The organism is Bradyrhizobium sp. 191 (assembly GCF_023100985.1).
Taxonomy (GTDB): Bacteria; Pseudomonadota; Alphaproteobacteria; order Rhizobiales; family Xanthobacteraceae; genus Bradyrhizobium; species Bradyrhizobium diversitatis.
In genome coordinates this window covers 1,214,916-1,236,982 of sequence record NZ_CP064692.1, presented here as the reverse complement: position 1 = coordinate 1,236,982, position 22,067 = coordinate 1,214,916, and the positions used below count along the sequence as shown (strand labels likewise).

Annotated in this window: 13 protein-coding genes; all 13 read left to right on the top strand. The window is 63.1% G+C overall.

Features of this window, described 5'->3' with window-relative positions:
- The first annotated feature begins 81 nt into the window (after nucleotides 1-81).
- Nucleotides 82-1,596, top strand: coding sequence for an amidase (locus IVB23_RS05805; RefSeq protein WP_247802907.1), 1,515 nt, complete (start codon nucleotides 82-84; stop codon nucleotides 1,594-1,596).
- A complete protein-coding gene (locus tag IVB23_RS05800) occupies nucleotides 1,596-1,898 on the top strand; it encodes an antibiotic biosynthesis monooxygenase (RefSeq protein WP_061882177.1) in 303 nt (100 codons plus the stop codon). Before IVB23_RS05805 ends, IVB23_RS05800 begins: the two co-directional genes overlap by 1 nt.
- Before the next feature lie 33 nt (nucleotides 1,899-1,931).
- On the top strand, nucleotides 1,932-2,384 hold the full coding sequence (gene ureE, locus IVB23_RS05795) for an urease accessory protein UreE (protein WP_061882178.1): 453 nt from the start codon (nucleotides 1,932-1,934) through the stop codon (nucleotides 2,382-2,384).
- Nucleotides 2,374-3,054 (top strand): urease accessory UreF family protein, encoded by a 681-nt coding sequence (locus IVB23_RS05790; RefSeq protein ID WP_247802906.1) that lies wholly within the window; start codon nucleotides 2,374-2,376, stop codon nucleotides 3,052-3,054. Before ureE ends, IVB23_RS05790 begins: the two co-directional genes overlap by 11 nt.
- On the top strand, nucleotides 3,017-3,769 hold the full coding sequence (ureB, locus tag IVB23_RS05785; protein ID WP_247802905.1) for an urease subunit beta: 753 nt from the start codon (nucleotides 3,017-3,019) through the stop codon (nucleotides 3,767-3,769). Before IVB23_RS05790 ends, ureB begins: the two co-directional genes overlap by 38 nt.
- Nucleotides 3,770-3,771: 2 nt before the next feature.
- Complete coding sequence (ureC, locus tag IVB23_RS05780; protein ID WP_247802904.1) at nucleotides 3,772-5,478, top strand: urease subunit alpha; 1,707 nt, start codon at nucleotides 3,772-3,774, stop codon at nucleotides 5,476-5,478.
- The gene (ureG, locus tag IVB23_RS05775; RefSeq protein WP_247804776.1) at nucleotides 5,475-6,125 is read left to right on the top strand and encodes an urease accessory protein UreG; all 651 of its coding nucleotides are present in this window, start codon (nucleotides 5,475-5,477) and stop codon (nucleotides 6,123-6,125) included. The genes ureC and ureG overlap by 4 nt, the downstream gene beginning before the upstream one ends.
- Nucleotides 6,122-7,051: an urease accessory protein UreD gene (locus tag IVB23_RS05770; protein WP_063816706.1), complete on the top strand. Its 930-nt coding sequence runs from the start codon at nucleotides 6,122-6,124 to the stop codon at nucleotides 7,049-7,051. The genes ureG and IVB23_RS05770 overlap by 4 nt, the downstream gene beginning before the upstream one ends.
- A gap of 538 nt (nucleotides 7,052-7,589) precedes the next feature.
- Complete coding sequence (locus tag IVB23_RS05765) at nucleotides 7,590-9,965, top strand: TonB-dependent receptor (RefSeq protein WP_061882182.1); 2,376 nt, start codon at nucleotides 7,590-7,592, stop codon at nucleotides 9,963-9,965.
- 355 nt (nucleotides 9,966-10,320) lie between these two features.
- Nucleotides 10,321-10,548, top strand: coding sequence for an MbtH family protein (locus IVB23_RS05760; RefSeq protein WP_061882183.1), 228 nt, complete (start codon nucleotides 10,321-10,323; stop codon nucleotides 10,546-10,548).
- A gap of 21 nt (nucleotides 10,549-10,569) precedes the next feature.
- Nucleotides 10,570-11,325: an alpha/beta fold hydrolase gene (locus tag IVB23_RS05755; RefSeq protein WP_082822200.1), complete on the top strand. Its 756-nt coding sequence runs from the start codon at nucleotides 10,570-10,572 to the stop codon at nucleotides 11,323-11,325.
- A complete protein-coding gene (locus IVB23_RS05750) occupies nucleotides 11,294-12,262 on the top strand; it encodes a TauD/TfdA family dioxygenase (protein WP_247802902.1) in 969 nt (322 codons plus the stop codon). The genes IVB23_RS05755 and IVB23_RS05750 overlap by 32 nt, the downstream gene beginning before the upstream one ends.
- Before the next feature lie 57 nt (nucleotides 12,263-12,319).
- Nucleotides 12,320-22,066: a non-ribosomal peptide synthetase gene (locus IVB23_RS05745; RefSeq protein WP_247802900.1), complete on the top strand. Its 9,747-nt coding sequence runs from the start codon at nucleotides 12,320-12,322 to the stop codon at nucleotides 22,064-22,066.
- Nucleotide 22,067 lies beyond the last annotated feature (1 nt).

Sequence of the window (22,067 nt, the reverse complement as noted above, 5' to 3'; positions counted from 1 at the left end):
CAATCTCCGGCGCGGCTGCGCCGGTCGTTACGATCGCTGGTTCTCTTGCTGCCGGCTTGTCCTCAGAAGAAAGGATGACTCATGTCTATCAAACGCCCGACTGCCGAAGACGTTGCCGAGCTCGCCGCGAGCCTGCACATGAACATGACCGTCGAAGAAGCCGGAAGCTATCTTGCCCTCATGGGCGGGATGTTCGACGCCTACGACGTCATCGACGAATTGCCGAACCCGCTGCCGCCGGTCAAATATCCGCGCATGCCGGGCTCCAAGCCGATGCCGAAGGACAACAAGTATGGCGCGTGGGCGATCAAGACCGAGGTCAAGGGCGCAGCCACCGGCAAGCTCGGGGGTCGTACCATCGTGCTGAAGGACAACGTCGCCTTGGCCGGCGTCCCCATGATGAACGGCTCGACCACGCTCGAGGGCTTTATTCCCGCCGCCGACGCAACGATCGTGACCCGCATACTCGATGCCGGCGGCACCATCGTCGGCAAGGCCGTGTGCGAGCATTTCTGCCTGTCCGGCGGCAGCCACACCTCCAATCCTGCACCGGTTCACAATCCCCTCAAGATGGGGTATTCGGCCGGTGGCTCCTCGTCGGGAAGTGCCGCGCTGGTCGCAGCCGGCGAGGTCGACATGGCGATCGGCGGCGATCAAGGCGGCTCGATCCGGATCCCGGCATCCTATTGCGGCATCTACGGCATGAAGGCGACGCACGGGCTCGTGCCGTATACGGGCGTGATGCCGATCGAATCGACCATCGACCACACCGGCCCGATGACGGCCAACGTCGCCGACAACGCGCTGTTGCTGGAGGTGCTGGCCGGCGCCGACGGGCTAGATCCGCGCCAATATGCGCCGAAGGTCACGAGCTACACCGAGATGCTCCGCAAGGGCGTCAAGGGCATGAAGATCGGCATCCTCAAGGAGGGATTTGCCGTTGCGAACATGCAGGAAGGCGTTGCGTCCAAGGTGAAGGCCGGCGCAGAGCGGTTCGCGAAGCTCGGCGCCAGCGTGTCGGAAGTTTCGATTCCTGAACATCTTCATGCACTCGCGGCCTGGAACCCGATCACGCTGGAAGGATTCCTGGTCCAGATGATGATCGGCAACGGCATGGGCTTCAACTGGAAGGGCCTCTATGACGTGGGCCTGCTCGACGCCCATTCGGGTTGGCGTAGCCGTGCCGACGACCTGTCGGAAACGCTCAAGCTCACAATGCTGGTCGGGCAGTGGGGCGTCAGCCACTATCGCGGTCGTTACTATGCCAAGTCACGCAACATCGCGATCGCTGCCAAGGCGGCCTATGATGCGGTATTCGGCTCTTACGATCTGCTGCTGATGCCGACCTTGCCCTGTGTCGCCACGCCGATCCCGGCCAAGGATGCGCCGCTCGCCGAGATTGTCCAGCGTGCCTTTGAAATGACGGCCACGACCAGTCCGTTCGACGTAACCGGCCATCCCGCGATGACCATTCCCTGCGGCCTGTCGGACGGCCTTCCGGTCGGCCTGATGCTGATCGCCAAGGACTATAACGAGGCGACCATCTACCAGGCGGCGAGCGCCTTCGAAGCCGACGGTGATTGGAAGAAATTCTGATGATCACCATCACCGCCGTCATCAGGGCAAAGTCCGGGCATGAGACCACGATGCGTGACGCGTTGATGGCCGTCGCCGAAAATGTCGCGGCCAACGAGCCTGATACGATCGGATTCTTCATCTCGCAGAGCGAGGAGGACCCGTGTGTGTTCACGACGTATGAGCGATTTGCCGACAAGGCCGCGATGGATCGCCACAACAGCTCGGCGGTCGTCGCGACCTTCTTCGGAATTGCCAAGCCCATCCTGGATGGCGAGGTCACTTTGGTGACCTCAAGGGAGGTGTCGGCAACGATGCGCTGAGCCGGGTCCATTTGCAGTTCGCGGGAGGGTATCGTGACGTTACGGCTTCACGGCATCATCGGACGATCCGACGACGCGGCCTATGCAGGCCGTCTCCATCACGTCGAACATCATGGCGGGATCGAACTCCTGTTCGTGCCGCCGTCCGATGTCGGCCGCAAGCGCTTTCGCTTGACGACCGATCGCGGAACCGATTGCGCCGTCAGCCTGGACCGGGACGAGGACCTGGTCGACGGGGCATTGCTGTTTCTCGCACATGATCGCGCCATCATCGTCCGCTTCGGTGAGCAGGAATGCTGGCGATTGAAACCCGTCAACCAGGCTGCCGCGCTGAAGCTCGGCTGGAATGCCGGAAATCTGCATTGGCGGGTCCGTTTCGAGGGCGATCTCCTTGTTGTCCTGCTGGATGGGCCGCTCGACGCTTATCGGGCACGGATCAGGCCGCTGCTCGACGCGGGCGAGATCGTGGAGAGCGATGCTGTTTGACAGATTGCAGACGCTGGCCTTGTTGCAGCTCGGGGACAGTGCTTACCCGGCCGGCGGCTTTGCATTCTCCTGGGGGCTGGAAGGCCTTGCTGCGGACGGCATGCTTGCCAATCGCAGCGAACTCGATCGGATCATCGCGGACCAGCTCGAGCGGCGCTGGGCAAGCATGGACCGTGTTTTGCTGCGCCAGGCATTTCGGGCAGAGGATTGTGTGGTCATTGCGCGCGTGGATCGCCTGGCCGAGGCGGCAACGCCTTCGGCCGAAATGCGGGAAGGGTCGCGCCGCGCGGGCAGGGCGCTACTCGGGGTATGGTTCAAGCTCGATGGACCGCTATCGGTCGCCTACCGTGGCCTGGTGGCGTCGGACACGAGGCTAGGCCATCTGGCCGTTGTGCAGGCCGTCGTCGGCCGGGACGCGGGGCTCAGCCTGGAGGCAGCAGAACTGGTCTCGGGCTGGACGCTCGTGACCGGCCTTGTCAGCGCAGCCGTAAGGCTCGGGATCATCGGCCACATCGAGGCGCAGCGCAGCCAGGACGCCGCACGCATGTTGCTGGCGCGACTGCTCGAGGAAACCCCGCCGACCGATGCGCTGCCTGCGAGCTTTACGCCGTTCATCGACATCGCGGTTTCGCGTGGACCGCTGCGACATGTCCGCATGTTCACGACTTGAGAGAGGATGCTCTTCCATGATGAACCTTTCACCGACCGAGATGGATCGCCTCGTCATCTTCAATGCCGCGCAAATGGCGCGCCGCAATCGGTCGCTTGGAATCCGGCTGAGCCATCCGGAGGCGGTCGCCTACATCACAGACGAGGTCATGACCGCGGCGCGCCGTAACCTGCCTTACGCAGAGATCCGCGACATGGCAGGCCGATTGTTGACATGGGACGATGTCGAGCCTGGCGTCGGGCAGATGATTCCGATGCTCTATATCGAATGCATGTTCGCGGAAGGGACCAAGGTGATGGCGCTTTTCGAACCGGTCGGTCCCAGTGACACATCGGTCGTGGACGATATCGTGCCCGGTGAGATCATCCCGGGTGACGGAGACATTGAGAGCTTCGCAACCTTGGCTGCGATCACCATCGATGTCACGAATACCGGCGACCGTGACGTTCAGGTTCGCAGCCACACCCATTTCTTCGAGGTCAATCGCGCCTTGCTCTTCGATCGCGCGGCGGCCTGGGGCAGGAAAGTCGACCGCCCCGCAGGGGCCGGTATCCGTTTCGAGCCGGGGGTCACCAAGTCCGTGCGGCTGGTCCCGATCTCGGGTGATCGCGTCGTGCATGGGCAGGCGGGGCTCGTCAACGGTTCGTTGGATGCGCCGTCGGCGAGGGATGTTGCGCTTCAGCGGGCTCGCGCCCGCGGCTATCTGGGAGCCTGACCATGGCCACACTGTCACGCAGGGCCTACGGCGAACTCTACGGGCCCACCAAGGGCGACCTCGTGCGACTGGCCGACACCAGTCTGCTCGCCGAGATCGAGCACGACTACACCACCTACGGGCACGAACTGCTGGTTGGTGCGGGAAAGAACCTGCGCGATGGTGAAGGCGTCAACGCCTACAGGACTGCCTCGCACAAGGCCCTTGACGTTGTCATCAAAAACGCCACCATCGTCGACGCAGTTGCCGGCATCGTGAAGGCCGACATCGGCATCCGTGACGGGCGCATCGTTGGCATCGGCAAGGCCGGCAATCCCGACGTGATGCCTGACGTGCATCCCGACATGGTCGTGGGTCACACGACGGCGCCGATTGCTGGCGGTCCTTTCATCGTCACCGCCGGCGCCATTGAGTCGCACGCGCACCTGATCTCGCCCGAGCAATCCGACCATGCGCTTTCCGGCGGGACGACCACCCTGGTCGGGAACGGATCAGGACCGGTTTTTGACGTCGGCAGCGGGGCCGCTTCGACCTTCGCGCGCTTCCTGCAGGCGATCGAATTCTCCCCGCTCAATTTTGCCTTGTTCGGACGTGCGGGGTCCAACCCCGAGGCGATCGAGGAAGCGGTTGCGGCCGGCGGCATGTCCGTGAAGATTCACGAGGATTTCGGCGCCGCCCCCGCGGTGATTGACCAGAGCCTCATTGCGGCAGATCGCAATGATTTCGCGGTTCACCTCCACACCGACTCGATCAACGAATACGGTTTTTGCGAGGATACGATGGCGGCCGTCGAGGGGCGCACCATCCATATGTATCACGTGGAGGGCGCCGGCGGCGGGCACGCCCCGGACCTGCTCAAGGTCGTGTCGTGGGACAACGTTATTCCCTCGTCGACCAATCCGACCAATCCTTACACGTCCTACGGCATGGAAGAGGGCGTGCCGATGACGATGATCTGTCATCAGCTCAATTACAATGCGCCCGAGGACGTGACGTTCGGCGAGGCGCGGGTGCGCGCCCAGTCGATGGCGGCGGAAGACTTTCTGCACGACATGGGGGCGATCTCGATATTCGGCACGGATACGCAAGGCATGGGGCGCCTGGCCGAGAACGTCGCGAAGTGCTGGCAGCTCGCGAGCGTCATGAAGGACCGGATCGGCCGCCTGCCCGAGGAAAGGACGGCACGTGCGGACAATGAGCGCATCAAGCGCTACATTGCCAAGCTGACCATCAATCCCGCCATTGCGGTGGGCATCGATCACCTCGTCGGCTCGATCGAGCCCGGCAAGATGGCCGATCTCGTTCTCTGGCCCCGCGCTTCCTTCGGCATCAAGCCCTATATGGTGATCAAGAACGGTTTTGTCGTCTGGGCAGCCATGGGCGACGGCAACGGTAGCCTCGGTCTGTCGGAACCGATGATCCAGAAGCGGATGTGGGGGGCGCTCGGTGCCGCACCGCAAAGGCTGGGCGTCAACTTCATGTCGAAGCTCGCCATGGATGCCGATGTGACCCGCAAGCTCGGCCTTGAGCGCGCCCCCGTCCAGATCAAGAATGTACGGAAGTTGCGGAAGGCAGACATGTTGCGCAACACCGCGACACCGCATGTCGAGGTCGACCCGCAAACGTTCGAGGTTCGGGCTGACGGAAAGCTTCTGATGTGCCCGCCGGCGACGAAGGTGCCGTTGGCAAGACGGTATATGCTCCGATGAGCCGGCTCTCGCTCAACAATGGATTGGCGCAGCCACGGATCGCGGCCGCACGGGTTGGAATCGGAGGACCGGTCGGTTCAGGCAAGACTGCATTGGTGGAATGCCTGATTCCGGCACTCACGGCGCGGGGCATCGATATCGCCGTCATCACCAACGATCTCGTCACGGCCGAGGACGCCGAGCGGATCAGGCGTTCCGGGCTGATCGATCCGGCACGGGTGTCGGCGGTCGAGGCGGGCGCGTGTCCGCACACCGTCATTCGCGAGGATCCCACACTCAACATTGAAGCCGCGGATGAGCTCGAACGCCGTTTCCCGGGAGTCGAGCTGATCCTGCTCGAAAGTGGTGGTGACAATCTCGCCTCGACGTTCTCGCGCGATCTGACGGACTTTTGGATGTTCGTGATCGATGTCGCCGGAGGCGACGATATTCCGCGCAAGCGCGGTCCGGGTGTCATTCGCGCCGATCTTCTCGTCATCAACAAGGTCGATCTTGCGCCTCACGTTGGCGTAAATTTGGAGTGCATGCATCGAGACGCATTGAACGTCCGAGGAGATCGCCCGGTACTGCTCACCAATTGTCGCCGCGGTGACGGTATCGAATCGATCGTCGGTCTCCTCGAGCGCGAAGTGTTGTTCAAGACATGAACAATGCAACGGCGAGCGACGCAGCGCGGCTCGACCTTAGCTTCGTTCGGCGTGCCAACCGTACTGTGATCGACCGACGGAACTTCGCTTGGCCATTCGTGTTGACGCGCAGCTTTCACGTCGATCCGGACCGGCCGGATCGGCTCAGTGTGATTGTGCAGACGGCAAGCGGGGCGATTCACGGAGAGGACTGCCTTGCCCAACGCCTCGTGCTAGGTCCCGGGACGGCCGTTTGCCTGACCACTCAGGGCGCGACGTCGGTTCATCGCGCCGACCCCGCCGCGCGCGCTGTCGAGACGGTGGAGCTTGATGTCGCGAGCAAGGCCAGTCTCGAATACCTGCCGGAGCCTCGCATCCTGTTTCCCGAGGCGGCATTGTCGCAGACGATCGAGCTTGACTGCGCGCCCGACGCCTATGCGCTGATCGTCGATGCATTCACGATGCACGACCCCTGTGGCGGAGCGCGCTACTTCCGCGAGCTGGAGTCGACGTTCTGCCTGCGAAGATCGGGTGGCGAGCCGCTGCTGATGGAGCGGACGCGTCTATCTCGCCCAGACCGAAGCCTCTTTCATGGCTACGGGGCCTTCGGATCGGCATTCATTGTGCTGCCCCCTGCACATGATCTGGGAAAGCTGCAAGGGAAGTTGGCAGCAGCGCTAGAGCGAATCAAAGGGCTCTATGGCGCAGTGAGCGCGTCCCCGGCACAGGCTGGGCTCTCGATCCGTCTCGCCGCCCTGGACCTAAGATATATCCGTCAAGCGTTTGAGAAGATCAGACTAATCTACCGCGAAACGCTCTCGGAATGGATTGACGGAATTCGTTCTGAGAACTTGTCCATCACCGAGACAGATGCAGGTCACGATGCGAGGCTTGAAGAGCCGGCGTCAGTATCGCACCGGAGCGCGGCGAGCTGTGAGCGACGCTGAGAACAGCGACCGACGCGATGATGGAGCGAGCCCATCTGGAAGCAGAAGCCTTGATTCGGGATGTGGTTTCCGATCAGGGGTGAAAGTGGACATCGCCTATGGCGACGTGTTCGATCATTGCGCAAATGATGTCCGTACCGCTTGCCCATCTTGGAAGCGCACAAGAGTTGGAAAGAGGTGCGACATCCTGCGCATGGCCCTCCACTGCGCGGGTCTGAGGACTTCGAGTGTCTTGATGCGCGATCCAAGGCGGCAAAGGTCTTTCTGGGAACGGGCGATACGCAACCTGCTCGGAACGGTCGGAAATCCGAGACGGAGCAACGGAGTCTCGCCGAGATGCTGCATGCGGACCAAGATTAGAACGGTTTGAAAATAGAAACATTCAAAGATTGAGCGGCGTCATTCGAGGTCGGCAACGATCGTCCAATCGCGACGGCTTGTCGTGCAACCTTAGATAACTTCTAGTTCTCCATCCCTTCTCGGAGCACCCGCGTATGTTAGGAAGCGCGGGGACCTGTAGTGGAATTGGGGTGCAGGAATGACGCGTGAACTCTCGGCCAGGAAAATTGTGCGTACGCTCTCGCTTGGAGCGGTGAGCTATCTCGCGCTGTCGCTGGAATCGTCGGGTGACCTTCAGCAAGCGTTTGCGCAAACGAACCTGCCGCCGGTGACCGTCGATGCACCCAAGCCGAGAGCACGACAGTCGGTTCAAAGATCCCAGTCGACGCGTGCATCGCGGGGACAGAGATCCGTCGCCGCGGCGGCTCCGCGCCAGGCCGCGCCCGTTCCCTATGTCGTACCGTCGACCGGCACGATCGGCACCGTCCCGCCGGCCTATGCAGGCGGCCAGGTCGCGACCGGCGGCAGTCTCGGTCTTCTCGGCAATCGCGGTGTGATGAACACGCCGTTCAATCAGACAAGCTACACGGCAGAGCTGATACAGAACCAGCAGGCACGTACGATCCGTGACGTTCTCGCCAACGATCCCTCCGTCAGGGTCATTCAAGCGGCGGGCGGTGGTGCGGATAGTCTCTTCATTCGCGGCTTCTACTATGACAGCGGCGACTATGGGCTGAATGGTCTGTACGGAATCGCTCCATATTATTCCACGGGAGCTAATTTCGTTGAGCGCGTCGAGGTGCTGAAGGGGCCGAGCGCGCTGCTCAACGGCATGACGGCCGGCGGCACCGGTGTCGCGAGCGGCGGTGCGGTCGGCGGCAGCGTCAATCTGATTACCAAGCATGCGCCCGACGTCGACATTACGCAGCTCACGGCAACCTACGTTTCAAGATCGCAGTTTGGTGAAAACATCGATGTCAGCCGTCGCTACGGTGAACACAAGGAGTGGGGTGTTCGGCTCAACAGCACCTACTCGAACGGCAGCACGCCCTGGAATCGTCAAACCGACGAGTTCGGTAACGTGGTTCTGGGCGTAGATTATCGGGGGGAGCGTGTGCGCGCGGCAGTCGATGTCGGCTACCAAGCCGACAATCTGAATCCGCCGCTGCGCTTCTTCAATGTCCCGACCACGACGACGTCCATTCCTTCACCACCGAAGGCCGGGCTGAACTTCCAGGTCCCGTGGGCCTACTATGCCCCGACCGACTTTTTCACGACCGCCAGAGGCGAAGTGGATGTCACCGATTGGTTAACCGCGTATGGGGCGTTCGGCTATCACGACAGCAACATTAACTACGCCTATCCATCGCCCAACATCTCCAACGCCGCGGCGGGTGCCTTGACGTCTCCGCCTGGCGTCTCCCAGTTGGGAGGTTTGTGGTCGCGGCCCTTTAGTGGCAAGGAAACGTTCGAGACGCTCGCGGGTGAGGCTGGTGTTCGGGCCACGGTGAATACGGGTCCCGTTAACCATGCAGTGAATGTCAACTACTCAGTCAACGATCGGACATACAATCAGAAAATCTTGACGCGCTCGAACAATGCTCTTGCGGATCTGATTTTCTGGAACCTGTATACTGAGCCGACAAACATAGCGAAACCCAACTTCTCGGCGGTTTCTGCCAACCAGACGACGGGTGTTTCCCTGTCAAGCGTTGGCGTGTCCGACACGATGTCGATCCTCGACAAGCGCGTTCAGCTTACGCTTGGCGTTCGCCGTCAGACGGCCGGAACCGAAGTGACGAACTTCCTAACACCAGCATCGAGCCGGCCGGAACAAGACACCTCCGTCTGGAGTCCCGCATACGCCGTTCTCGTCAAGCCGGTGGAAAACGTCGCGCTCTATGCGAACTACATCGAAGGCCTGCAGACCCCCGTTGTGGTCAGCGGCGCCTTTACAAACGTTGGAACCGTGTTTCCGCCGGCGCAGACGAAGCAGGCTGAGGTGGGCATGAAGATCGACGCAGGTCGATTCACGACGACGTTGAGCGTATTCGACATCAGTCAACCGAGCATCATTTCGGTGGGGGCGGGCGTTACCGCGACCCAGCAACTCAACGGAAGGCAGCGCAATCGGGGTGCGGAGCTCAACGTGTTCGGCGAGATCACTCCCGACATCCGTGTTCTCGGCGGCGTCGCCCTGATTGATGGTGTGCAGGAGAAAACGCAGGGCGGAATCAACGACGGAAAGAGTGCGGTCGGCGTGCCCGTGGTCAACGTCAATATGGGCGCGGAATGGGATACACCGTTCGTGCGGGGTCTTACGCTCACGGGCAGGGTAATCTATACGGGCTCGCAATACGTCAACGTCACGAATACGCTGACGTTGCCCGAATGGACGCGTGTCGACATCGGGGCGCGCTACACCTTTACGTCCCCCTGGAACGGAAAGCCGATCGTCGTGCGCGCCAATATCGAGAACGTCGGCAACAAGGCCTACTGGGCCTCGGCATATAGCGGGGTTATCACGCTTGGTGCGCCTCGGACCTATCTGGTGTCTACCACGTTCAATTTCTGAATTGCTGTCTTGGAGTCGGAATTCATGCCGCCGCGGACGATCCGCGGCGGCATTGTTTCGACACAACCAGCGCAATTGATGACAATGCGATGAAGGATCGCCCGCGACAGAACGCGCGATCATGCCGCATCCGAAAAGTTCCTGCTTGTCCAGTTAGAATTGCAGCAAACTGCGACGTGTCCTGAAATCTCGGTATTTTCCCGCGCGTTGGCGCGCAAGCGCGGAGGTTGCATTGTGTCCGTGCGTCGCCAGTTTTGAGGTCTTAAAAAAAGTCGCGTCGATATTGTTTTGACCATCGTCTGCTTCTGACCTAGTCAAACGTCTCTACTTTCGCTTGCTGAAAGGGGATCGCGCCATGATGGTGTTCGACAGAGACGACGTCACCTTCACCGTCGTCATCAATCACGAAGAGCAATACTCCATCTGGCCGACGTTCAAGACGATTCCGGCGGGCTGGAAGGCGGTGGGGAAGACCGGCAGCAAAAAGGAATGCCTCGACCACATTGAGCAGGTGTGGACCGACATGCGCCCGCTCAGCCTGCGCAAGTTCATGGACGACGCAACGCCTCAACGGTCGGCGTAGTCGGCGGAGCCTGGTCTTCCGATGCGGCTTCTTTGTCTGCCTTATTCCGGCGGCAGCGCCATGTTCTACGCGCGGTGGCGCAGGCTGCTGCCATCGTGGATCGACGTGAGGCCGGTGGAGTGGCCCGGGCGCGGCGCGCGCATGGATGAACCTTTGGCTACCGATCCGCATGTATTGGCCGCGAAGCTCGCTAGCGAGCTCGGCGGCCAGCTCGACGGGCCTTACGCGTTGTTCGGGCACAGCCTCGGTGCCGTGATCGCATTCGAGCTCGCGCACGGCCTGCTCGATCGCGGCGCGGCGGCGCCGGCCGTTCTCTTCGCCTCGGGTGCGGAAGCGCCTGCGGTTCGGGACGGCAGCAGGTGGCGCGAGCCGCTGAGCGACGATGCGCTGATGCAGGAGCTGCGCAATCTGCAGGGCACGCCCGATGAGGCGCTGTCGAACGCAGAGCTGATGCGATCTGCGTTGCCGGTGCTCCGCGCCGATTTCCTGATGTGCGGGGCCTATGTCTATCGACCGCGTCGTGCCTTGCCGTGCCCCGTGCACGTCTTTGCCGGAGCGGACGACGAGACCGACCGCGAAGCGCTCGAGACCTGGCGGCGGGAGACCTCCGCGTCATTCACGCTCGATGTGCTGCCCGGCCATCACTTCTTCATTCACACGCAGCAGGCCGAGTTGATCGAGCGGATCGGTGCGGCGCTGGCCCGGCGATCGGGGCGATCGATTGATCTGCATCGGAGCGAGGATCATGAGCACGTTCTCCGTCCAGCCACTCATTGAGGGCAGAACGCTTCCTCTGCTGCTCAAGGCCGGTGAGGCCGGGCAGCCGCTCGGCAAAGCACTTCCCATGCTGCGCGAGACGATCGACATGCACCTGATCGAAACTGGCGGCATTGTGTTCCGCGATTTCTCACTCGATGGCCCCGATGCGTTTCAGGCGTTCGCGGCCGATTTTGGTCACCCGCTGCTCACATACGAGTTCGGATCGACGCCGCGTTCGCAGGTGACCTCCGGGGTCTACACCTCCACGGAATACCCGCCGCACCAGCATATTCCGCTGCACAACGAGCAGGCCTATACCCGCGATTGGCCGATGAAGATCTGGTTCTATTGCATGCAACCGGCGCTGGAGGGCGGGGAGACGCCGATCGCCGACAGCCGAGCCATCTATCGAGACATGCCGCCAGCCATTCGCGAACGGTTTGCCGACAAGGGCGTGATGTATGTGCGGAACTACGGCAACGGCCTCGATGTCGGTTGGCAACAGGTGTTCGGCACGGACTCCAGATCGGAGGTGGAGGCTTACTGCGCTCGCCACGACATAGAATGCGAATGGAAGGAGGATGGCGAGCTCCGTACGCGCCAGATCTGTCAGGGGACGGCGCAGCATCCCGTTACGGGTGAATGGGTCTGGTTCAACCAGGCACATTTGTTCCACGTCTCCAATCTCGAGCCTGAGGTCCGCGAGAGTCTGCTCGATGTGGTCGATGACGAAGCCGATCTGCCACGCAACGTCTTCTACGGCGATGGTTCGGCCATCGACGATGAGACGCTGTCATCGGTCCGGGCCGTTCTCGAGAAGCACAAGATCAGCTTTCCCTGGCAAGCCGGCGACGTCGTGATGCTTGACAACATGCTCACCGCGCATGCGCGTGCGCCATTCAAGGGACCACGCAAGGTGATTGTCGCCATGGCCGAGGCCCATCGGCAGGGGTGATCGGCGGCAATCGTCGGTGGTGATTTCCGGCTCGCGGCCGGACAGGGATTCGAGAACATGGACAGAGCCAACCTCGTCGAACGCTTGCGGGAGCACGCCACCCTGCGACCGGAGAAGGTGGCGTTGCGGTTCCTGGAAGGCGACGACGTCGCCGATGAGCTGACGTTTGCCGCGCTCGATGGTCGGATCAGGGCGCTTGCGGCGTGGTTGCAGCAGATGGGTGGTGCAGGCGAGCGGGCGGTCATCCTGCTTCCGAGCGGGATCAACTATGCCGTGGCGTTCTATGCCTGCCTGTATGCGGGCGTGATCGCCGTTCCGGCCTATCCGCCGGAGGGTGGCCCGCAGCGCTATGCAGGACGTCTCGATGGCATCCTGCGGGATGCGGCGCCGCGCTTCATATTGGGCGAGACGGCCGTGCATGATCTCATCGAAGCAACGCTGCCCGCATTGGGCGACGTGCACATCGTCAGGGTGGATACCATCCCCTCCGAACTCGCAGCGGACTGGCGCGAGACAAGGCCCGCGGCCGATGCGATCGCGTTCCTCCAGTATACGTCGGGGTCGACCTCACGGCCAAAGGGGGTTTGTGTCTCCCATGGCAATCTGGTTGCCAACGAGCGAGCCATTGAAGCGGTTGCCGGTGGCGCGCCGGGCGACGTTTTTGTGAGCTGGCTGCCCCTTTATCACGATATGGGATTGATCGGCGGGCTCCTGAACCCACTGTTCACCGGGTTTACCGGCGTCCTGATGTCACCGCGGAACTTCCTGGAGCGGCCGCGCCGTTGGCTCGAGGCGATCGATCGTCACGGCGGCACGTTGAGTGGCGGTCCCGACTTCGCGTACTCGCTCTGCGCCGACCGCATCTCGGATGAGACCATCAGTCGGCTGGACCTAAGCCGGTGGAGATTCGCGTTCTCGGGGTCGGAGTTTGTCCGCCGGACCACCCTCGAGAAGTTCGGTGACCGGTTCGCGCGGGCTGGCTTCAATCGACGGGCGTTGACCGCTTGCTATGGCCTCGCCGAAGCGACGCTGCTGGTCACGGCCGGCGACATCACCGCTGACACCATTAGCTATACGCTCGACACCGCGGAGCTCGCCGCAGGTCGTATCGCAAGCGCCGGCACAGGCACCGATCTCGTGGCGTGCGGTCGAACCGCCGCAGGCCACGACACACGCATCATGCGTGTTGACGGATCGGCCGTGGCCGAGGCGAACGAGGTGGGTGAGATCTGGGTCGCGGGTCCCAGCGTAGCGCTCGGTTACTGGAATAATCCCGAGGCCACCCACCAGGCCTTCGTCGAGCGTGACGACGCGCGCTGGCTGCGGACCGGCGACATCGGCTTCATTCGCGATGGCGCGCTGGTCGTGGCCGGGCGCCTCAAGGACCTGCTGATCGTTCGCGGACAGAACGTCTATCCGACGGACGTCGAGCAGGCGATCGAAGCCGATGTCGAGACTGTCCGCAGCGGGCGGGTTGCCGTCTTTCCGGTCGAAATGGACGGGCGTGAAGCCATCGGCGTGGCGGCGGAGTTCAGCCGCGCCGTGCTCAGGCTCAGCGATCCGGAAGCGCTCGCACACGCGATCGGCGAAGCGGTCCTCCGGCAGGCGCAGGAATATCCGGCCGTGGTCGCTCTGCTGAACCCGCAAGCGATGCCGCTGACCACGAGCGGCAAGCTGCAACGCTCGGCCTGCGCCGCACGCCTCGCCGACAATACGCTCGACAGCTTCATGGTGTTCGAAAGGGGGCGTCGCCGCGGCGGCGCATCCTTGACGAAGCCCACGACCGATACCGAACGCGCCGTCGCCTCGATCTGGTGCGATGCGCTTGGCGTCGCGGCAGTGCATCGCGAGGACGATTTCTTCGTGCTTGGCGGAAATTCGATCGCAGCCGGCCAGGTTGCCGCGGCGATCCGCGACCGCCTAAGCGTGGAGGTCGAGCTGCGCACCTTCTTCGACGCGCCGACGCTCGCGGCCTTCGCCGGCCGGATCGATGCCCTGGTGGGTGCTGGTGCCGGCCGGACGCTGCCGCCGATCCCGTGGGCCGCCGCGGCCGATCGTGCGATGCTGTCGCACGCGCAGGAGCGGCTCTGGTTCCTCTGGAACATGGACCCGGCCGGGACCGCCTACACCGTGGCAAGTACAATCCGTCTGAAGGGGCGGCTCGATCATGCCGTCCTGTCGCGCGCGCTCGGCGAGATCGTCCGCCGTCACGAGATATTGCGCACCACGTTCAGAGCCAGCGACGGCCGCGGAACGCAGCTCATCCACGATGTCATGAGCATCGGCATTCGGGACGAGGATCTTCGTTCCCATTCTGTAGGGGAACGCGCCGAGCGCGCGGAGAACCTCAAGCGATCGGAGCTCGCCAAGCCGTTCGATCTCGTGAACGGTCCGCTGTTGCGCGCGGTGTTGCTTCGGCTCGCGGACGATGCGCACGAGCTGCTGTTGCTCGCCCATCATATCATCGTCGATGGCAGGTCGCTCGACGTGCTGCTCGACGAACTGGCCGCGCTCTATCGCAGCGGTATTGGTCAGGGCGGTGGCGCGCCGCCGATTCCGGCGATTCAATACGCCGACTTTGCGGCTTGGCAGCGAAACTGGCTCTCGGCAGGCGAGGCCGAGCGGCAGCTCGCGTATTGGCGCGCGAAGCTCGGCGATGTTCATCCCGCCCTGGCGTTACCGCATGATCGGCCGCGCCCGGCCGTCCAGAGCCATGCCGGCGAGACGATCGGTCTTATCATCGACGACGCGCTTGCATCCCGCCTCCGGGGGATCGCTGTCAAGCAGCGCGTCAGCGTCTTCATGCTACTGCTCGGCGCATATCAGGTACTGCTCCATCGCTACACTGGACAGAGTGATCTGCGCGTCGGTGTGCCGATCGCAGGACGCCGGCACAGGCAGCTCGATGGCTTGATCGGATGTTTCGTCAATACGCTGGTGCTGCGGGCTGAGATTGCGGGCGACGCGAGCTTCCCGAGCCTGCTGCAGCAGGTCAGGGAATCGGTGGTCGAGGCACTGTCGCACCAGGACCTTCCTTTCGAAATGCTCGTTGAAGCGCTCAGGCCGGAACGCAGCGGGAGCAACAATCCGCTGTTCCAGGCAAAGTTCAACTACATGACTGCGCCGGGCGGGTTTGCCGGCATCGAAGGGCTCACTGCCGAAATCGACATCGCCGATCTCGCGGGTTCGCATTTCGATCTCGCGCTCGACGTCATCGATAGCGCCGGCGGCATGAAGGTGATGTTTAACTACGCCACCGATCTGTTCGATCGTCCGACCATCGGGCGGCTGGCGGCGCAGTTCGGCTCGAACCTACGCCAGATTGCCGACAATGCCGGGCGGCGGATATCGGACTTTGCCATTGACGATGGGCACCGGCAGGCCGTTCCAAGTGAGACCGCCGCATTCGGCTTCACCGATGTCCTCAGCCTTCACCGTGCGGCGACCGCAGATCGATCAACCGCCACGGCCATCCGATGCGGCCGGGAGCGATTGAGCTTTGCGGAACTCGAGCGCAGGTCGAACCGTATCGCGCAGGTGCTCAGCGCCAGGGGCTTGGCGCGGGAGACGCTGGTCGCGCTGTGGATCGAGCGCTCGCCGGCTTTTGTCGTCGCCTTGCTCGGTGTGCTCAAGGCCGGCTGCGCTTACGTCCCGTTGGACCCGAAATGGCCGATGGAGCGCGTCCGCCGCATCCTGGCGGACGGTGGCATCGACATCTTGCTGGCGGCGGGTGAGAGACTCGAGGATGCGCGTGGGCTCGATTGCCTGGTGCTCGATGCAGAAGCCGAAGCCGCGCGCGGGGAGGTCCCGAGCCTGCCGGTCGACACGATCATTCGTCCGGAGCAGACCGCCTATGTCATCTATACATCGGGATCGACCGGCGCGCCGAAGGGCGTCAGCATCTCGCATGGCGCCTTGGCCAATTACGTTCAGGCCCTGCTGCTACGCCTGAAGCCGCGTCCGTCAGCGAACATGGCGATGGTGTCGACGGTGGCGGCCGATCTCGGCCATACCGTCCTGTTCGGCGCGCTGGCGTCCGGCGGGACGCTGCATCTGCTGTCTCCAGACGCCGTGATCGACGCGGATGCGTTCGCGCAAGCGATGCGCGAAGGCGAGGTCGACATTCTCAAGATCGTGCCGAGCCATCTGCGAGGGCTGTTGAAGGCCTCGCGGTCGGCCGATCTTCTGCCCCGCGAGGCGCTCATTCTGGGCGGAGAGTCTTGCGACCGGGCGCTGCTGGACGAAGTCCGTCGCTTGCGTCCGGAATGCCGGATTCTCAATCACTACGGGCCTACGGAAACGACCGTCGGTGCGATAACGCATGAATGCGCGGCCGAGCGCGAGAGCAACGCGGTTCCGATCGGTCTGCCTCTTGCCAATCTGAGCGCCCATGTCCTGGATGACGCGCTGAACGAAGTACCGATCGGCGTTACCGGCGAACTCTATATCGGCGGCGCCGGCTTGGCGCGCGGCTATCGCGGCGCGGCCGGACTGACTGCGGAACGTTTCGTCCCGGATCCGTTCGGGGCAGGAGGCGAGCGCCTCTATCGAACCGGGGACCGTGTCCGCTGCGATGGCGCGGGCCGGCTGATATTCCTGGGCCGCACCGATGATCAGATCAAGTTGCGTGGCTATCGTATCGAGCTTGGAGAGATAGGGCGCGTCATCAGGACACTGCCGGGCATCGATGATGCGGTGGTGCTTCCGCGCGCGATCGGGGCGAATGCCGATCGCAAGGAGCTGGTTGCCTATTGTGTACCATCGCGCGATGCCAGTCCGCGGGCAGATACGATCAAGCAACAGCTTCTTGCGATCGTGCCGGACTATATGGTGCCGTCACACGTCGTCATGCTGGCGCGATTGCCGCTGACGCCCAATGGAAAGGTCGATCGTCGCGCCTTGCCCGAACCGGCGGACGACGGGGTGTACGCCGGCCATGCCGCACCCGCGGGAGATATTGAAGTCGCGATCGCGGAGGTATGGTGCGAGGTGCTAGGTCGTGAGCGTGTGGGCCGCAATGACAATTTCTTCGAGCTCGGTGGCGATTCCATCCTCAGCCTGCAGATCATCGCCCGCCTGCGCAAGCGCGGCATCCGGCTGACGCCGAAGCAGATTTTCAGCCAGCAGACGATTGCCGGATTGGCGACCGTCGCCGTCATATCGACGGGGACGAGCGCGAAGAAAGAGAAGCCGGATGCGAAGACGTCTGCCGGCGGCAATGCCGATCCCGGCATGCGTCATCTGATGCCGATCCAGATGCGTTTCTTCGACGAGGATATCGGCAACCGGGATCACTGGAATCAGGCGGTTCTGCTGCTGCCACACATGCAGATCGATTGGGACGTGCTGCGGCGTGCGCTCACTGCCATCGTAGAGCATCACGATGCGCTGCGTCTGCGGTTCAGGCAGGTGGATGGCGTCTGGCGGGGGGAGCAGGGGCCGCCGCCGGCGTCCACCGAACTATTGTGGATTCACCCGCACGTCGGCGGCCCGACGGAGATCGCCGGGCTCGCCCGCGCCGCGCAGGAGAGCCTCTCACCGTCTTCGGGATCGCTGCTGCGCGCGGTCGGCATGAACCTCGCGGACGGCAGTCAACGACTGCTGCTTGCGATTCATCATCTCGTCGTCGACGGCGTGTCCTGGCGCATCCTGCTCGAAGACCTCGCGTCGGCCTATGACCAGCTGCAGCATGGCGGTCCCGTCACGCTGCCCCCGAAGAGCGAGTCTTACGGCTCGTGGAGCGAGCGGCTGCGTGCCTATGCGGCGACCGCGGAGCTCGCGGCCGAACTGCCCTATTGGCTTGATTGCGGTGCCGGTGCGCACTTGCCATGTGACGACGACCATGGCGGCATCGATCGCGTCGGTGACGGCGACGAAGTGTCATTGGTGTTCGATGCCGAGTTGACGGCGCGGCTGCTCGAACAGGCGCCCGCCGCCTATCGGACCCAGGTCAACGACCTGTTGCTGGCCGGTCTCGCGCGAGCGGTGTCGCGCTGGAGCCAGCACGACGAGGTGGTGGTAGAGCTCGAGGGCCACGGCCGCGAGGATATTTTTCCTGGCGCGGATATATCCCGTACCGTCGGCTGGTTTACGACGGCATTTCCGGTGCGGCTGAGAGATGCCGGCCTCGACGAGGCGTCACTGATCAAGGAGGTGAAGGAGAGGCTGCGCGCGATTCCAAATCGCGGGCTCGGTCATGGCGTGCTGCGATATCTCGGTTCCGAGCAGCAACGTCATGCCCTCGCGCAACTGGCGGAGCCGCAGATCGTCTTCAATTACCTGGGCCGGTTTGACGCGAGCGTTGGCGCCGCACATCGCTTCTCCTTTGCACCCGAGAGCGCGGGTCCTTCGCGCAGCACCGCGGCGCCCATGCGCGGATGGCTGAACATCAATGCCCTCGTGCGCGAGGGCCGGCTTGAAGTGTCTTTCAGCTACGGACGCAAGCGCTACCGGCACGACAGGATCGAGCGACTGGCGGCGCATTATCAAGATGCGTTGCGCGAACTGATCGCGCACTGCTGCAACGGAGCGGTCGGCCTCACGCCATCGGACGTTCCATTGTCCGGACTCGCACAGGCCGACCTCGATCGGCTAGCCACGACCTTGAACCTTCGCGATGTCGAGGACATCTATCCGCTCTCGCCGATGCAGCAGGGCATGTTGTTCCATACGCTGCGTGACGATGCCAACGACTCCTATGTGAACCAGCTCGGCATCGAGCTGTTCGGTGTCGATGCCGGCAAGCTGCGGGCTGCGTGGCAGGCGATCAGCGACCGGCATGCCGCCTTGCGGACCGGGTTTGTCTGGCAGAACCTGTCAGGCGCGTCGCAACAGGTGGTGCATCGCCATGTGACCGTACCGTTCGTCGAGGAGGACTGCCGCGACAGCCCACCTGCGGAGCTGGATGCAGCGCTCGCCGAGATATCCCGACACGACCGGGAGAAGGGCTTTGACATTCTGCAGCCGCCGCTCCAGCGCATTCGCCTGATACGGCTCGACGAGAACCGTCACTGGCTGATCTGGACCCATCATCACATCTTCGTCGACGGTTGGAGCTCGGCCCGGCTGGTTGCGGAGGTGTTGCAGCAGGCGAGCGGTGAACCGCTGCCGGCCGTGCAGGGCAGCTATCGTGACTACATTGCATGGCAAAGGAGCCGCGATCACGAAAGCTCCGAGAGATTCTGGCGCGAGGTGCTGGCGGGGCTCGCAACGCCGACGCTGCTCGCGAGTACGCTGGTGGCCACCAAGACCTCCCGCGCCGAAGGCCACGCCAGCATCGGCCTTGCCGTGGATGCGGCGCTGACCGAACGGCTGAAGTCGTTCGCGAAACACGAACGGGTGACGCTCAATACGCTCATACAGGGCGCGTGGGCACAGTTGCTGCGCAGACATTCGGGGCAGTCCGCCGTCTGCTTCGGTGTGACCATCTCGGGTCGTCCAACCGAATTGCCCGGCTCGGAGGAGATGGTGGGCCTCTTCATCAACACGCTGCCCATCGTCGACGCGCCGAACCCAGAGGCGATCGTCGGCGATTGGCTGCGCACCTTGCAGGAACAGAACCTGGCGCTGCGCGAGCACGGCTGGACGCCGCTCTACGAGGTTCAGCGTCTCGCCGGCCATGCCGGCCAGCCGCTGTTCGACAGCATTCTGGTGTTTGAGAATTATCCGATCGACCAGGGACTGCTGCGGGGCGGCGAGGGCGGCCCTCGGATTGGTCGTGTGGCGCATGTGACGCCGACGAACTATGCGCTGGCGGTGGCGGTGTTTGCCGTAGGCGACAGGCTGAATATCGAGTTCAATTATGACGCGCGGCAATTCGACGAGGCGGATATCCTGCGTCTTCGCGACATTCTGCAAGATCTGCTGGTGCGGATCGTGGCGAACGCGGAGCGCGTGCTCGGTGACCTCCGATCGGCGTCTGATGAAGACGCTCGACGAATTCTCGATTGGAGCGGCGCAGCGCAGCTGACCTCGGTACCTTCCTGTGCCGACGTCGTGACGCATATCGAAGTGCAGGCCGCGCAAGCGCCGTCCGCGGTGGCCATCGTCTGGGGCGACCAGCGCATCGCCTATGGCGAGCTGAACGGGCGTGCCAACGCGCTTGCGCGGCGGCTTCGCCTCTGGAACGTCGGTCCGGATCGGCTGGTCGGCATTGCGCTGACCCGAAGCCCGGACATGATTGTTGCGCTGCTCGCGATTCTGAAGGCCGGCGGCGCTTACTTGCCGCTCGATCCGGATTATCCGTCCGACCGGCTTGCCTACATGTTGCGTGACAGCGGCACGACGTTGGTTCTGACGCAAGGCATGCTGCTAGAGCCCCTCGCGCCGGTGCTGCGCGAAGCCGGAGTCGAAGCGCTCTGCATTGATGAGCCATTGCCATCCATTGACAGCGACAGCGGCAATCTCGACATCGAAGTCCATCCCGAGAGCCTGGCCTATGTCATCTACACCTCGGGATCGACCGGAATGCCGAAAGGGGTAGCTGTCGCGCGCGGACCGCTTGCGATGCATTGCGAAGCAATCGGCCGGCTGTACCGGATGACCTCCCGCGACCGCGAGTTCCAGACGGCGTCGATCAGTTTCGATATCGCCCATGAGCGCTGGCTGGTGCCGCTGATGACGGGTGGGTCGCTGGTCCTGCCCTCGAAGCCCGGCCTCTTGGTCGACGGCCTCGTCGGCGAGCTCGCGCGCCATGCGGTGACCTCGATCTTTCTTCCGCCGGCCTATGCGGATCAATTGAGCGCGGCGTTGCGGCAGGAGGGGCGAAAGCTCGCGATCAGGGCCTGTATCGTTGGCGGCGAGGCCTGGTCGGATATCGGGATCAAGGCCTTGCGTGGTGCTGCCGATGTCGACCTTCTGGTCAACGCCTATGGTCCGACCGAGACAGTGATCGCCCCGACCGCATGGATCGTCGACGACACGACGTTGAAGCCTGGTCAGCCCGCACCGATCGGACGGCCAGTCGGCGTGAGATCGGCGCACATCCTCGATTCCGATCTCAACATCGTTCCCGTTGGCGTAGCCGGCGAGCTGTTCATCGGCGGGGCGGGCCTGGCTCGTGGCTATCTGAACCGGGGTGCATTGACCGCAGAGCGGTTCGTCCCCGATCCGTTCGGGGGTAGCGGCATGCGCCTCTATCGCACCGGCGATCTCGCGCGCTGGCGCGACGATGGCGTGATCGAATATGTCGGCCGTGCCGACCAGCAGGTGAAGATCCGCGGCTTCCGCATCGAGCTCGGGGAAATCGAGGCGCGCCTGCTCGAGCAGCGCGGCGTGCGTGCGGCGGCCGTGGTGGCCGGCGAGGGCAGGACCGGACGCCAGTTGTTTGCCTATGCCAGCGGTGACCCCACGCTCGATGGTCGCGATTTACGTGATGCATTGTCCGCCATTCTGCCGGATTACATGGTGCCGTCGACGGTCACGGTGCTGGAGCAACTGCCGCTCACCCCGAATGGGAAGATCGATCGACGGGCGCTGCCCGCGGCGGGCGAGGATGCACTGACGCGCCACCCCTATGAAGAGCCCGAGGATGAGATCGAGTTCGCACTGGCCAGGATCTGGGCGGAGTTGCTCGATGTCGACCGGATCGGACGTAACGATCACTTCTTCGAGCTTGGCGGGCATTCCTTGCTCGCAGTGCGGGTGCTCAGCCGCGTCTCGCAGGAGATCGGCATATCGATCGCGGTCTCGGATCTATTCGCTCATCCCGATCTGGCATCGTTTGCGCGGGTCGTGTCGATCAGGCTGATCGAACAGGAATTCGACGTCGAAGAGCTCCGGGAATTGGTTGGGGCGGAGCGGTGAG